The following is a 14,292-nucleotide window of genomic DNA, read 5'->3' as shown; positions in this document are numbered from 1 at the left end:
GTTCCCGCAGATTTCCCCGACGATCGGCGCCATAGCGGGCTTTCGCTTGACCTGTTGGCGGGACAGTCGGGATACTTGCGCCTTTTATGCCCGCCCAACACCGGCGCATGGTAGCAAATGCCCGCCTGCCCGGTGGCCCGGCCCCGTAGTGGCAACCCGATTCCCAACCCGTTTTCAGGGGTAGAGCGCATGGACCCGAACGCGATCGAACACGATATCGACCCGCAGGAGACCCAGGAGTGGATCGACGCCCTGGCCTCCGTGCTGGAGACGGATGGCCCGGAGCGGGCCCATGCCCTCCTCGAGCGACTGGTCGACAAGGCGCGCCGCAGCGGGGCCTACCTCCCGTACTCCGCCAACACTGCCTATGTGAACACGATCCCCACCCACCTCGAACCGGAATATCCGGGCGATGGCGCGGTGGAGCATCGCATTCGTTCCTATATCCGCTGGAACGCAATGGCGATGGTGGTGAAGGCCAACCGGGTCTCTGCCGAGCTGGGCGGGCATATCGCCACCTTTGCCTCCGCCGCGACGCTGTACGACGTCGGCTTCAACCACTTCTGGCACGCCCCTGCGCACGACCACGGCGGTGACTTGCTGTTTGCCCAGGGGCATTCCTCGCCGGGCATCTACGCCCGCGCGTTCATGGAAGGACGCCTGAGCGAGGAGCAGCTGGACCACTTCCGCCGCGAGGTGGATGGCAAGGGCTTGTCGTCGTATCCGCACCCGTGGCTGATGCCGGACTTCTGGCAGTTCCCGACCGTGTCCATGGGCCTGGGTCCGATCATGAGCATCTACCAGGCGCGCTTCATGCGCTACCTGCAGGATCGCGGCCTGGCGGAGACCAAGAACCGCCGCGTGTGGAGCTTTGTCGGCGACGGCGAGGTGGACGAGCCGGAGACCCTGGGGGCGATCACCCTCGCCTCGCGCGAGAAGCTGGACAACCTGACCTGGGTGGTGAACTGCAACCTGCAGCGCCTGGACGGCCCGGTGCGTGGCAACGGCAAGATCGTGCAGGAGCTGGAGGCCATCTTCCGCGGCGCCGGCTGGAACGTGGTCAAGGTCCTGTGGGGCCGCTATTGGGATCCGCTGCTGGCCAAGGACACCGACGGCCTGCTGCAAAAACGCATGATGGAGGCGGTCGATGGCGACTATCAGAATTACAAGTCGCGCGACGGCGCCTACGTGCGCGAACACTTCTTTGGCAAGTATCCCGAACTCCAGCGCATGGTGGCCAACATGTCCGACGAGGACATCTGGCGTCTGAATCGCGGCGGGCACGACCCGGTCAAGGTCTATGCGGCTTACAAGGCGGCCGCCGAGCACACGGGGCAGCCGACGGTGATCCTCGCGCACACCGTGAAGGGCTATGGCATGGGCGCGGCGGGCGAGGCCCAGAACCGCACCCACAGCCAGAAGAAGATGGATTCGGACGACATGAAGCAGTTCCGCGACCGCTTCAATATCCCGCTGTCCGACGAGCAGGTGGAGAAGGCCGAGTACATCAAGCCGGACCCCGACTCCGAAGAGATGAAGTACATGAACGCGCGGCGCAACGACCTCGGCGGGCATCTGCCCGTGCGCCGGCCGCTGGCCACGCCGCTCGAAGTGCCCGGGCTGGATGCGTTTAACGGCCTCCTGGAGGCCTCCGGCGAGCGCGAGATGTCGACCACCATGGCCTTCGTGCGGCTGCTGACCCTGCTTGCCCGCGACAAGAAGATCGGCAAGAACGTGGTTCCGATCGTGCCCGACGAGGCCCGCACCTTCGGCATGGAAGGGTTGTTCCGTCAGCTGGGGATCTACTCCTCGGTCGGTCAGCTCTACGAGCCGCAGGACAAGGACCAGGTGATGTATTACAAGGAGGACAAGAAGGGCCAGATCCTGGAAGAAGGGATCAACGAGGCCGGTTCCATGTCCTCCTGGATCGCGGCCGCGACCTCCTACTCCACGCACGGCGTGGCGATGGTGCCGTTCTACATCTTCTACTCGATGTTCGGCTTCCAGCGTATCGGCGACCTGATCTGGGCCGCCGGCGACATGCGCGCCCGGGGCTTCCTGATGGGCGCGACCGCCGGGCGCACCACGCTGGCCGGCGAAGGCCTGCAGCATGATGACGGCCACAGCCAGATGATGGCGGCCAACGTCCCCAACTGCATCGCCTACGACCCGACCTTCGCCTACGAGCTGGCGGTGATCGTGCAGGACGGCATGCGCCGCATGTACGCGGAGCAGCAAAGCGTCTTCTACTACATCACCGTGATGAACGAGAACTACCCGCAGCCGGCCATGCCGAAGGGTGCCGAGGAAGGCATCCGCCGCGGGCTGTATCGCTTCCAGGCGGGCGGGCGCAAGAAAAAGAAGGTGCGCCTGCTGGGCTCCGGCACCATCCTGCGCGAGGCCATCGCCGCCGCCGAACTGCTGGACAAGGACTTCGGCGTGGCCGCCGAGGTCTGGAGCGCGACCAGCTTCAATGAACTGGCCCGCGACGGCCGCGATGCCGACCGCCATGCGCGCCTGAATCCGGAGGCCAAGCCACGCAAGTCCTGGGTCGAGGAGTGCCTGGGTGGCTCGGACGACCCGGTCATCGCCGCGACCGACTACGTCCAGGCCTACGCCGACCAGATCCGCGCCTTCGTGCCGGCCGACTATCGCGTGCTGGGCACCGACGGCTTCGGCCGCTCGGACACCCGCGCGGCGCTGCGCCGGCACTTCGAGGTCGATCGTTACCACATCGCGGTCACGGCCCTGAAGGCCCTGGCCGACGCCGGGACCGTCGAGGTCAAGACCGTCACCGACGCGATCAAGAAGTACAAGATCGACGTCGAACGGCCCAACCCCTTGCAGGCCTGAGGCCGCCGGTACCGAGGCAGGAGCAGACATGAGCAACACGACTACCGTGCACGTACCGGACATCGGTGACTTCAAGGACGTCGAGATCATCGAGGTGATCGTGAGCCCGGGGGACACCATCGCCCCGGAGGATCCGTTGATCACGCTGGAATCGGACAAGGCCTCCATCGAGATCCCGGCCCCGCAGGGCGGGACCGTGAAAGCAGTCAAGGTAAAGGCCGGCGACCGCGTCAACGAGGGCGATCCGATCCTGGAGCTGGAACCCTCCGACGAGGGTGCCGCCGAGGACAAGTCCGCGAAAGACGAGCCGCCGAAGCAGGAAGCATCCTCTTCGGATGCCAAAGCCGAATCGGCCCCCGAGGCCGAAAAGCCGCAGCCCTCCGAGGCGCCGAAGGCCGCCGACCGGGCCGACCCGCGCCCGTCGCCCACCGAGCACATCCGTGACGAGTCGGCCTTCCGCAAGGCGCATGCTTCGCCGGTGGTGCGCAAGTTCGCGCGCGAGCTGGGCGTCGACCTGAGCAAGGTCGACGGCTCCGGGCGCAAGGGGCGCATCCTGCGCGAGGACGTGCAGGGCTTCGTCAAGCGCGCCTTGAGCCAGGGCGCTGGTGGCGGGCTGGGGGTCGAGCCGATGCCGGAGATCGACTTCTCCGAGTTTGGTCCGACCGAGACCCAGGCGCTGTCGAAGATCAACAAGCTCACCGGCAAGAACCTGCATCGCAACTGGGTCACCGTCCCGCACGTGACCCAGTTCGACGAGGCCGACATCACCGAGCTCGAGGACTTCCGCAAGTCGCTGAAGGCCGAGTACGAAAAGAAGGGCGTGAAGGTCACCTTCCTGCCGTTCCTGATGAAGGCGGTGGTCTCCGCGCTCAAGCAGTACCCGCGTTTCAACGCCTCGCTGGACGCGACCGGCGAGAACCTGATCATCAAGCAGTACTACAACCTCGGCATCGCGGTGGACACCCCGGACGGCCTGGTCGTCCCGGTGGTGCGCGACGTGGACCGCAAGAGCCTGGTCGATATCGCCTCCGAGCTGATGGACCTGTCCCAGCGTGCCCGCGACAAGAAGCTGAAACCGGCGGACATGCAGGGCGGCTGCCTGACCATTTCCAGCCTCGGCGGGATCGGCGGCACCCAGTTCACGCCGATCGTGAATGCCCCCGAAGTCGCGATCCTGGGCGTGTCGCGCTCCAGCATGAAGCCGGTCTGGAACGGCAAGGAGTTCGAGCCGCGCCTGATCCTGCCGCTGGCGCTGTCGTACGATCACCGGGTGATCGACGGCGCCCTGGGCGCGCGCTTCGCTACCACGCTGAGTGGGCTGTTGTCCGACATGCGCCGCATGCTGCTGTAACCGAATTCGAACCGGAGCGATTGGATGAGCCAGACCAAGACCATCGAGGTCCCGGACATCGGGGATTTCAAGGACGTCGAGATTATCGAGGTCCTGGTGCAGCCGGGCAGCGAGATCGCCCCGGAAGATCCGTTGATCACCCTGGAGTCCGACAAGGCGACCATCGACGTGCCCGCCCCCGAGGCCGGCACGGTGAAGAAGCTGCACGTGAAGGTCGGGGACAAGGTGTCCAAGGGCAGCAAGCTCCTGGATCTCGAGGCCAGCAGCGACGCTGCGGACACCGAGGAGCAGGGCGCCTCCGGCGGTGATGCCAAAGCCGAATCCGCGAAGGCGGAGTCCGGCGCCGCGAGTGAGCCGAAAAAGGCGGCGGCCCCCAAGGCGGCCGCCGACCCGAACACCGACAGCCAGTGCCAGGTGCTGGTTCTAGGTTCCGGCCCCGGCGGTTATACCGCCGCCTTCCGCGCCGCGGATCTGGGCCTGGACGTGGTGATGGTCGAGCGCTACCCGGAGATCGGCGGCGTGTGCCTGAACGTCGGCTGCATCCCGTCCAAGGCGCTCCTGCATGCCGGCGAGGTGCTGCACGAGGCCGAGCGTTTCGCCGCGTTGGGTATCAAGTTCGGCGAACCGGAGATCGATCTGGAGGGCCTGCGCGGCTACAAGGGCGGCACGGTCAAGAAGCTGACCGGCGGGCTCAAGCAGCTGTGCAAACAGCGCAAGGTGCGCGTGGTCCAGGGCGTCGGCGAATTCACCGGCGCCAACAGCATCGCAGTGGAGGGCGATGACGGCCGCGAGGTGATCGGCTTCGAGCACGCGATCATCGCGGTCGGTTCGCAGGCGATCAAGCTGCCCGGCTTCCCCTGGGACGACGAGCGGGTGATGGATTCCACCGACGCGCTGGACCTGGCCGAGATCCCCGAGCGCATGCTGGTGGTCGGTGGTGGCATCATCGGTCTGGAGATGGCCTGCGTGTACGAGTCGCTGGGTGCGAAGGTCACGGTGGTGGAGCTGTCCGACACCCTGATGCCGGGCGCGGACCGCGACATCGTGCGCCCGTTCGAGAAGCGCGCGAAGAAACGCTTCGAGAATATCTTCCTGAAGAGCAAGGTCTCCGGTGCCAAGGCAACCAAGGCCGGGGTCGTCTGCCAGTTCGAGGGCGAGGCCAAGGGCCTGCCGGAAGAGGACACCTTCGATCGCGTGCTGGTCGCCGTGGGCCGCGGCCCGAACGGGGCGAAGATCAAGGCCGAGGCGGCCGGCGTGCAGGTGAGTGAGCGCGGCTTCATAGAGGTCGACAGCCAGCAGCGCACCAACGTCGAGCACATCTTCGCCATCGGCGACGTGGTCGGCCAGCCGATGCTGGCGCACAAGGCCACTCACGAGGGCAAGGTCGCCGCCGAGGTGATCGCCGGGCACAAGGTCCACTTCGACGCCCGCGCCATCCCGTCGGTGGCCTATACCCATCCCGAGGTCGCCTGGATGGGCGTGACCGAGGAGCAGGCCAAGGCCGACGGCATCGAATACACCAAGGGCGTGTTCCCCTGGGCTGCCTCCGGGCGGGCGATCGCGCTGGGTGCCGAGGACGGCCTGACCAAACTGCTGTTCGACGCGGATGGCCGCGTGATCGGAGCCGGTATCGTCGGCCCGTCCGCGGGCGACCTGATCGGCGAGGCGATGCTGGCGCTGGAGATGGGCGCCGAGATGGAAGACATCGGTCTGACCGTGCACCCGCACCCGACGCTCAGCGAGACGGTGGCCTTCGCCGCCGAGGTCGCGCACGGCTCGATCACCGATATCCTGCCGCCGAAAAAGCGCTAGCGGGTCGTGGCCCGCTTGCGCCAGTGGCTGCGTTGCGCACTCCCGGGGATGGTGCTGCTGGGGGTGGGTATGGCCACGGCGGGTGCTGCGCCCTACAGCGAACCGCTGGAGCGTAGTGACTGGCAGCTGACCGAGGAAGAAGCCACCTGTCGCATCCAGCAGACCGTGCGTCACGGCGGTACGCTGCGTTTCGAGGCCCGGCCGGGCCTGTTGACCGCAGTCTTCTGGCAGGCTCCCTACGCGATGCCGGCGGGCGTCGCGCCGCGGCTGCGCACCGGCGCGCCGGAATGGCTGCGTCCGGCGACCCAGTCGCCCCTGGATCTGCGGCTGCAGGCCCGTGACGATCGCTTGTTCCGGGTGCCACAGGGATCGGCCCAACTCCTGAAGGCCCGCCTGCTGGCAGGCCATGACGTGCGCATCGATTTTCCCGATGGTGACGACTCGGTGCACTTTCGCGGCATTCGTTTTGCCCTCCGTGCGCGCGATTTCCGCGCCTGTTATGGCGGGCAGGACGCGCCTGCCGCGAGCCCGGACGGGGGCGCGCTGGATCGCTGGAGCGTTTACTTCGAAACCGGTAGCCATCGTCTGGATCCCGAGGCACGCGAGGTTCTGGAGCGCGCGGCCCGCATCCTGACGGCTACGGAGACCCCGCGCGTTCGGGTCGTTGGCTGGACGGATGCCGCCGGGCCGTTGGAGATCAACCGTCCCCTCAGCCGCAATCGTGCGGAGGTGGTACGTCAGGCACTGGTGGAGGCGGGTCTCCCGGCTGCGGGTGTCGAGATCGAGGCCCCGGGTGTCGACCCGGCCGCCGATGGCGCGCGCCAGGCCTCGCGGCGCAGTGATATCTGGTGGCTGGACAGCGGCGATGCGGACGCGGGTGACGCCCCCGTCGCCGACACGGAAGGGTCCGAGGGCCGCGCCCCCGGCCCCGTTCCGGACCCGGCCGCACCCTCCGCGACCCCGGCGTGGTAGTGACGCCGGTCACGAAAACGACTATATCTTTACCTTAGGAAAAGGATAGAAATTCTTATGAGCTCCTCGATCAAGCGCGTCGTCCTTGCATACTCCGGCGGTCTGGATACCTCGGTCATCCTCAAATGGCTGGAGGATCAATACGGCTGCGAGGTCATCACCTTCACCGCCGATCTGGGCCAGGGCGAGGAGGTCGAGCCGGCCCGCGCCAAGGCCGAGGCCCTGGGGGTGAAGCAGATCTACATCGAGGATCTGCGTGAAACCTTCGTGCGCGATTACGTGTTCCCGATGTTCCGCGCCAACACGATCTACGAGGGCGAGTACCTGCTGGGTACCTCCATCGCGCGCCCGCTGATCGCACGCCGCCTGGTCGAGATCGCCGAGGAGACCGGAGCCGACGCGATCGCCCACGGCGCCACCGGCAAGGGCAACGACCAGGTGCGTTTCGAGCTGGGCGCCTATGCGCTGAAGCCGGGCATCAAGGTGATCGCCCCCTGGCGCGAATGGGACCTGAACTCGCGCGAGCGCCTGATGGCCTACGCCGAGCAGCACAACATCCCGGTGGACTACAAGAAGCAGGGCACCAAGTCGCCGTATTCCATGGATGCCAACCTGCTGCACATCTCCTACGAAGGTGGCCCGCTGGAGGACCCGTGGACCGAGGCCGAGGAAGACATGTGGCGCTGGTCGGTCTCCCCGGAGGCCGCGCCGGACGAATCCGAGACCCTGACCATCGGCTTCGAGAAGGGCGATCCGGTCTCGATCAACGGCGAGCGCCTGAGCGCGGCGGAGTTGCTCGCGAAGCTCAACGAGCGCGGCGGGGCCCACGGTGTCGGCCGCCTGGATATCGTCGAAAACCGCTATGTCGGCATGAAGTCGCGCGGCTGCTACGAGACCCCGGGTGGCACGATCCTCTTGCGTGCCCGCCGGGCGCTGGAATCCATCACCCTGGACCGCGAGGCCGCGCACCTGAAGGACGAGCTGATGCCGCGCTACGCCAGCATCATCTACAACGGCTACTGGTGGAGCCCGGAGCGGCGCATGCTGCAGGCCGCGATTGACGACACCCAGGGCGTGGTCAACGGCGAGGTGCGCCTGCGCCTGTACAAGGGCAACGTGATCGTCGCGGGGCGTCGCTCCGAGGACACCCTGTTCGACGATGCCATCGCCACTTTCGAGGATGACGCCGGCGCCTACGACCAGAAGGACGCCGAGGGCTTCATCCGCCTGAACGCGCTGCGCCTGCGTATCGCCGCCAGCCGCAACCGCAAGCCGACATGAAATGAGCGGGGCGGGCCGCCAGCGCTCCTCATTGAGGGTTGCCCCGCTCCGGCGCCCGGGAAACGCGTGGATGTCTGGTGGCCTGGCGGTGTTCCTGGTGGGTTTTCTGTTGCTGTATCCCTCGGCGCCCTTGTTCGCGGAGGAAACGGCGGCGGTGGACGAGCAGCGCCTGGTCTTCGGGGTGCTCGCCCACCGCGGCGACGATGTGGCACGCCAACGCTGGACGCCATTCGTCGAGTACCTGTCAGAGCAGATCGACGGGGCCCGTTTCGTGCTGGAGCCGGTGGACAACGACGGGTTGCAGGCGGCGGTAGCAGACCAGCGCTTCGATTTGATCCTGACCAACAGCGGTTCCTACGTGATGTTGGAGCAGCAGCACGGGATATCGCGCATCGCGACCATGCAGCCGCGTCAGGTGGGCCGTGACGAGGACCGGTTCGGGGCCGTCGTGATCGCCCGCGCCGATCGGGATGACCTGGTGGAGCTGGACGATCTGCGGGGGCAGCGCTTGTCCGCGGTGCATCCTGATGCCTTTGGGGGCTGGTGGATGACCTGGCGCGAATTGCAGGCGGCCGGGCTGGACGTCGAGAGTGATCTGGCGTCGGTGGTATTTACCGGCTTTCCGGTCGGCCGCGGCCTCGACTGGGTGCTGCAGGGGGAGGTCGATGCCGCGACCTTCCGGACCGGCATCCTGGAGGACCTGGAGGCACGTGGCGATCCACGGGTGGAGCAGGTTCGGGTGGTCGGCGAGCGCGCCTTCCCATCGTTCACTTACCGCGCCAGTACCCGTTTGTACCCCGAGTGGCCGCTGGCGATGCGTGGTGACCTGGATACCGGGCTGGCGCATGCCATCCTGCTGGCGACCCTGTCGCTGGATGCGGAACATTCGGCAAGTCAGGCGGCCGGCATCGGCGGCTGGGCAGCACCCCGGTCCTACGAGGACGTGCACGGGCTGATGTACGAACTGGGAGTTGGCCTGTATGCGCCGCAGCCCTTCGATATCCTGGTCTGGCTGCGTGACAACATCCTGTGGCTGGTCTCGGCGCTGGCCGTGGTCGCGCTCCTGGCGCTGCTGTATGTCTCGCGGGTCCACACCCGGGTGCGCCGCTCCGGGCGCAACCTCGAGCGCAGCATGGACGCGATCCCGGATGCGGTGATCACCCTGGATGCACGTGGCGGGATCTCCTACGTGAACCCTGCGGCCCGCGAGCTGGCGGGCCTGACCCGGGATCAGGTTCTGGGTTGTTCCCTGGATCAACTGCTCGACTTGCGCGAACTGGGTACCGGCCGCCCCCTGCTGCCGGCGGATGCCCGGGGCGAAGCGCTGAACCAGGCCCTCGGCGAGCGTTCGGATGCCCGCCTGGTCCGGCGTGACGGTCACGAATTGATCGTGCGTATCGCCCGTACCGCGCTTGACCCGGTAGCCGGTAGTTCCGTGCGGACCCTGCTGGTGCTGACGGATGTCTCCGAGGAACGCAGGCTGGTGGATCGGCTGGTGCACGAGGCGAGCCACGATGGCCTCACCGGCTTGTTGAACCGGCGCGCCTTCGAGCGCGAGCTGGAGATTGCCATGCATGCCGCCCGCGACAACCGTGCGGTGGCCAGCCTGCTGCTGGTGGACCTCGACTACTTCAAGGACGTGAACGACCGCCATGGCCATCGGGTCGGCGACGAACTGCTGCGCCAGGTTGCTCATGTGCTGCGCCAGCTGACCCGGGGTCACGATGCCGTGGCCCGGATTGGGGGTGACGAGTTCGCCGTGATCGCGCGCGATACGAACGCGGAGTATGGGCGTATCCTTGGTCAGCGGATCTGCTCGGCCCTTGCCGACCGGCCGTTGCAGGTGGAGGCCCGGGACGTCACCATTGGCGCCTCGGTGGGCGTGGTCGAGCTGGGACCGGACGTGCCGGGGGTGGACGAGGCCTTTGTCGCAGCGGATCGCGCCTGTTATCAAGCCAAGGATCAGGGCCGCGGTCAGGTCGGGGTTGCCCGCAAGGCGGACATCTACCCGATCACGGGGGCCTGAGCGTAACCGGCTCGGCGCCGGATCGAAAAATTAAGGAATCACATGTCTGTTGTCTCCTGTTTGCGCCCGGGCCTGCTGGCCCTGATGTTCCTTGGCCTGGCCGGTTGCGCGACGGTGCCCAGCGAGGACCGCCACCCCGATGATCCCTGGGAGTCCTACAACCGGGCGGTGTTCGAGATCAATCAGGACTTCGACGAGTCGCTGCTGCGCCCGGCCGCAGTGCAGTACCAGCGCCTGCCGCAACCGGTGCAGACCGGGGTGGGCAACTTCTTTTCCAACCTCAATGACTTCACGGTCCTGTTCAACAACTTGTTGCAGGGCAACCTGGAAAACGCCGCCTCGGATACCGGGCGAATCATGTTCAATTCGACCTTCGGGCTGTTCGGGCTGATCGACGTCGCCTCGCCCATGGGGCTGGACAAGAACAACGAGGACTTCGGCCAGACACTGGGCGCCTGGGGCGTGGCGCGAGGCCCCTACCTCCAGCTGCCCTTCCTCGGACCGAGCACGGCACGGGATGCCCCGGCGCGGCTGGTGGATGGATACACCAGCCCGCTCTATCACACTAACCTGCGCGACGATCACACCGGGTGGTGGATCGGCCTGATCGCACTGGACGTGGTCGACATGCGCGCCGGCTTGATCCCGACCGAACGCATGCTGGCGCAACTGTCCGACGACCCCTACATCGCGATGCGCCAGGGTTACCTGCAGCGCCGGGACTTCCTGGTGCGGGGCGGCAGGCCGGATGGCGAGGCCGATGCCATGCTGGACGAACTGGATGAGCTCGAGGCGCTGGAGGCCATGGAGGCCGAGGAGAGCGAACGTTGAACGGCCTTGCCGCGATGCTGAACATCCTGCGCCTGCACGCCGGGCCGCAGGACCTGCCGGCGGATAACGGCACGCTGGTCTTCTGGGTCGGCATCGCCCTGATCGCCGGCATGGTGATCGGGATCCCGCTGTACGGCTTCGGCCAGGCGCTGGCACTGAACGTGATGGACCTGGTGGTCCTGTATGCCTTTGTCGCCATCCTGCTGAACATGCAGGGCGTAGCGGATCGCTGGCGCCAGACCTTCACCGCGATGGCGGGGACCGGCGCGGTCCTGGGCTTGTTGATGGCGTTGCTGATGGTGCTGGCGGGCGGACCCGATCCGGCGCGCGAGCCGGAGGAGGTCGCCACCGGGGTCGTGTTCGGGATGCTGGTGCTCCTGGCCTGGTTGCTGCTCGTCTTTGGTCACATCCTGCAGCAGGCGCTGGGGTTGGGTTCGCGTCTGGTGGGAATGCTGATCGCGCTTGGTTATATAGTGGTCTCCAGCGTGGCCACCCAGACCGCGATCGGGCTGTTCCAGTGACCGGCGGGCAGCTCCACGTCCTCGGCATTGGCGGGACCTTCATGGGCGGACTGGCCCAGTTGGCGCGCGCGCAGGGGTATGCGGTCACGGGTTCCGACCAGAAGCTGTACCCGCCCATGAGCGATCAGCTGGAACAGGCCGGGATTGCCTACCACGAGGGCTACGACCCCGATACGCTGCCCGACGCGGGGCCCGTCGTGGTCGGTAATGTAATGCGCCGCGGCATGCCCGTCGTCGAGGCCCTGCTGGATCGCGGGCTGGACTACACCTCGGGCCCGCAGTGGCTGGCCGAACACATCCTTCGTGATCGCTGGGTGCTGGCGGTGGCCGGTACCCATGGCAAGACCACGACCGCCAGCATGCTCGCCTGGATTCTTGAATACGCGGGGATGAGCCCCGGCTTTCTGATCGGCGGGGTCCCCGGCAATTTCGGGGTCAGTGCGCGCCTGGGGGATGCCCCGTTTTTCGTGATCGAGGCCGACGAATACGACAGCGCGTTCTTCGACAAGCGCGCCAAGTTCGTCCATTACCGCCCGCGCACCCTGGTCCTGAATAATCTCGAATTCGACCACGCCGACATCTACCCCGACCTGTCCGCGATCGAGCGCCAGTTCCATCACCTGGTGCGTACGGTGCCGGGGCAGGGGCGCATCCTGATGCCGGCCGGTGATGCCGCACTGGAGAGGGTGCTGGAGATGGGGTGCTGGACGCCGGTGGAGCGCCTCGCGACCAACCCTGAAGGCGACACTGGAAATGCGACCCCCGCGCTGGCCGCGCGCGCCCTGAACCCCGAGGCCTCGGTCTTCGAGGTGCTGGCCGATGGCGTGGCACAGGGGCGGGTGGAATGGTCGCTGACCGGGCGTCACAACCTGGCGAATGCCCTGGCGGCCCTGGCCGCCGCTCGGCATGCCGGCGTTCCTCTGGCTACGGGCCTGGCCGCGTTGCCGGCGTTTCGCGGCGTTCGTCGGCGCCAGGAGCTGCGCGCCGAGATCGATGGCATCCGGGTGATCGACGACTTCGCCCACCATCCCACGGCGATCCGCCTGACCCTCGAAGGGCTGCGCGGACAGGTGGCGCCGGGTGGGTGTCTGGTGGCGATCCTCGAGCCGCGCTCCAACACGATGCGCATGGGGGTGCACGCCGAGGCCCTGGGTACGGCGCTTGCGCAGGCCGACGCAGTGCATCTGTACCATGCCCCGGAGATCGACTGGTCCACCGAGGGCCTGCAACAGCAACTCGGCGAGCACCTGTCCGTGGCGCGCGATATCGAATCCCTGCTGCAGGGGATTCTTGCCACCGTTCGATCCGGCGATACGCTGGTGATCATGAGCAACGGAGGCTTCGACGGGTTGCACCTGCGCCTGATTGACGCCCTGCAGGGGACGCCCGCATGACCGAACGCCCGCGCAGCATCTCTCTGGCCCTGACCGGCGCCTCCGGTGCGCCCTATGGTTTGCGGCTGTTGCAGTGCCTGGTCGAGTCCGGCGTCCAGGTGCACCTGATGCTGTCGAAGCCGGCCCAGGTCGTCCTCGGGCTGGAAACGGACCTGAATTTGCCCGGCCGCCCGGTGGAGATTGCGCGCTACTTCACTGAGCGCTATCAGGCGGCCCCCGATCAGATCCACTGTTACGGGCCCGAGCAATGGACCGCCCCGGTCGCCAGCGGCTCGGCCGTGCCGGAGGCCATGGTGGTCTGCCCCTGCACCACCGCCACCGTGTCGGCCATTGCGACCGGTGCCTCGCGCGGGCTGATCGAGCGCGCCGCCGACGTGGTGCTCAAGGAACGCCGCAAGCTCCTGCTGGTGGTGCGCGAGACGCCGTTCTCCGAGATCCACCTGGAGAACATGCTGCGTCTGGCGCGCATGGGCGCGGTGGTGATGCCGGCGAATCCGGCCTTCTATCACCGTCCGCAGTCCATCGATGACCTGATCGACTTCATGGTGGCGCGGGTGCTGGATCACCTCGACGTCGAGCACGCCCTGGTGCCGCGCTGGGGCGCGGCCCCGGAGCCGGGAGAGGATGCATGACCACGCTGCCGCTGTTTCCGCTGAACACGGTGCTGTTCCCCGAGGGGTTGCTGCCGCTGCGGATCTTCGAGACCCGTTATCTGGATATGGTGCGGCGCTGCCTGCGCGGTGATGGTCGCTTTGTCATCGTGGCGACCGAACCGGAACGCGAATCCGGTGAACTCCCGTCCGAGACGGATCCCTCCGCGAGCTTCTACAGTGTCGGCACCGAGGCGGTCATCGTGGACTGGGACCAGCGCCCCGACGGGCTGCTGGGGATCCTGGTCAAGGGCGAGGGCCGGCGGGTCATCCACAATGCCCGGCACGCCGACGACGGTCTGTGGCTGGGTGATGTGGAGCCCTTGCCGGAGTATCCCGAGGTGAGTCTGCCGGTGGATTATGCCTCGCTGGCCGATCTGCTGGAGCGCTTGCTGGACCAGCTGGGCACGCCCTGGTCGCACCTGGAACGGCGCTTCGACGACTCGACCTGGGTTGCCGCGCGGCTGACCGAACTGCTCCCGATCGACCTCGAAATCAAGCAGCAATTGCTGGAGGCCGACGACCCGATCGAGCGTCTGGAACGCCTGCGAGCGGCCATGCTCGCAGCATCGAAATCCTGAAAGCGGCCGCGGAGGCTGGT

The 14,292-nt window shown here is 67.0% G+C and carries 10 protein-coding genes and 1 pseudogene; all 11 read left to right on the top strand.

Features of this window, described 5'->3' with window-relative positions; genetic code table 11:
* The first annotated feature begins 189 nt into the window (after positions 1-189).
* The 11 genes and pseudogenes from aceE to D579_RS0107815 all read left to right on the top strand — a co-directional run bounded on the left by aceE (position 190) and on the right by D579_RS0107815 (position 14,272).
* On the top strand, positions 190-2,853 hold the full coding sequence (gene aceE, locus D579_RS0107865; RefSeq protein ID WP_018951632.1) for a pyruvate dehydrogenase (acetyl-transferring), homodimeric type: 2,664 nt from the start codon (positions 190-192) through the stop codon (positions 2,851-2,853).
* Positions 2,843-4,204, top strand: a pseudogene (aceF, locus tag D579_RS0107860) (dihydrolipoyllysine-residue acetyltransferase); the annotation flags it as partial. The gene aceE and the pseudogene aceF, both read left to right, overlap by 11 nt.
* A 24-nt stretch (positions 4,205-4,228) precedes the next feature.
* On the top strand, positions 4,229-6,016 hold the full coding sequence (lpdA, locus tag D579_RS0107855) for a dihydrolipoyl dehydrogenase (protein ID WP_018951630.1): 1,788 nt from the start codon (positions 4,229-4,231) through the stop codon (positions 6,014-6,016).
* A gap of 6 nt (positions 6,017-6,022) precedes the next feature.
* Positions 6,023-6,988 carry an OmpA family protein gene (locus D579_RS0107850; protein ID WP_026289471.1) on the top strand — a complete coding sequence of 322 codons (966 nt, stop codon included), beginning with the start codon at positions 6,023-6,025 and terminating at the stop codon, positions 6,986-6,988.
* A 57-nt stretch (positions 6,989-7,045) separates the two neighbouring features.
* A complete protein-coding gene (locus tag D579_RS0107845; protein WP_018169045.1) occupies positions 7,046-8,269 on the top strand; it encodes an argininosuccinate synthase in 1,224 nt (407 codons plus the stop codon).
* Positions 8,270-8,339: 70 nt separating this feature from the next.
* Positions 8,340-10,295, top strand: a complete 1,956-nt coding sequence (locus D579_RS0107840; protein ID WP_018951628.1) for a diguanylate cyclase — start codon at positions 8,340-8,342, stop codon at positions 10,293-10,295.
* Positions 10,296-10,337: 42 nt separating this feature from the next.
* Positions 10,338-11,126: a VacJ family lipoprotein gene (locus D579_RS0107835; protein WP_038050279.1), complete on the top strand. Its 789-nt coding sequence runs from the start codon at positions 10,338-10,340 to the stop codon at positions 11,124-11,126.
* Positions 11,123-11,647: a hypothetical protein gene (locus D579_RS0107830; protein WP_018951626.1), complete on the top strand. Its 525-nt coding sequence runs from the start codon at positions 11,123-11,125 to the stop codon at positions 11,645-11,647. Before D579_RS0107835 ends, D579_RS0107830 begins: the two co-directional genes overlap by 4 nt.
* Positions 11,644-13,041: a UDP-N-acetylmuramate:L-alanyl-gamma-D-glutamyl-meso-diaminopimelate ligase gene (gene mpl / locus D579_RS0107825; protein ID WP_018951625.1), complete on the top strand. Its 1,398-nt coding sequence runs from the start codon at positions 11,644-11,646 to the stop codon at positions 13,039-13,041. Before D579_RS0107830 ends, mpl begins: the two co-directional genes overlap by 4 nt.
* On the top strand, positions 13,038-13,673 hold the full coding sequence (locus D579_RS0107820; RefSeq protein ID WP_018937272.1) for a flavin prenyltransferase UbiX: 636 nt from the start codon (positions 13,038-13,040) through the stop codon (positions 13,671-13,673). The genes mpl and D579_RS0107820 overlap by 4 nt, the downstream gene beginning before the upstream one ends.
* Positions 13,670-14,272: an LON peptidase substrate-binding domain-containing protein gene (locus tag D579_RS0107815; RefSeq protein WP_018145278.1), complete on the top strand. Its 603-nt coding sequence runs from the start codon at positions 13,670-13,672 to the stop codon at positions 14,270-14,272. Before D579_RS0107820 ends, D579_RS0107815 begins: the two co-directional genes overlap by 4 nt.
* Positions 14,273-14,292 lie beyond the last annotated feature (20 nt).

Source organism: Thioalkalivibrio sp. AKL12 (assembly GCF_000377925.1).
GTDB lineage: Bacteria > Pseudomonadota > Gammaproteobacteria > Ectothiorhodospirales > Ectothiorhodospiraceae > Thioalkalivibrio > Thioalkalivibrio versutus.
This window is presented reverse-complemented; position numbering and strand designations above follow the sequence as displayed.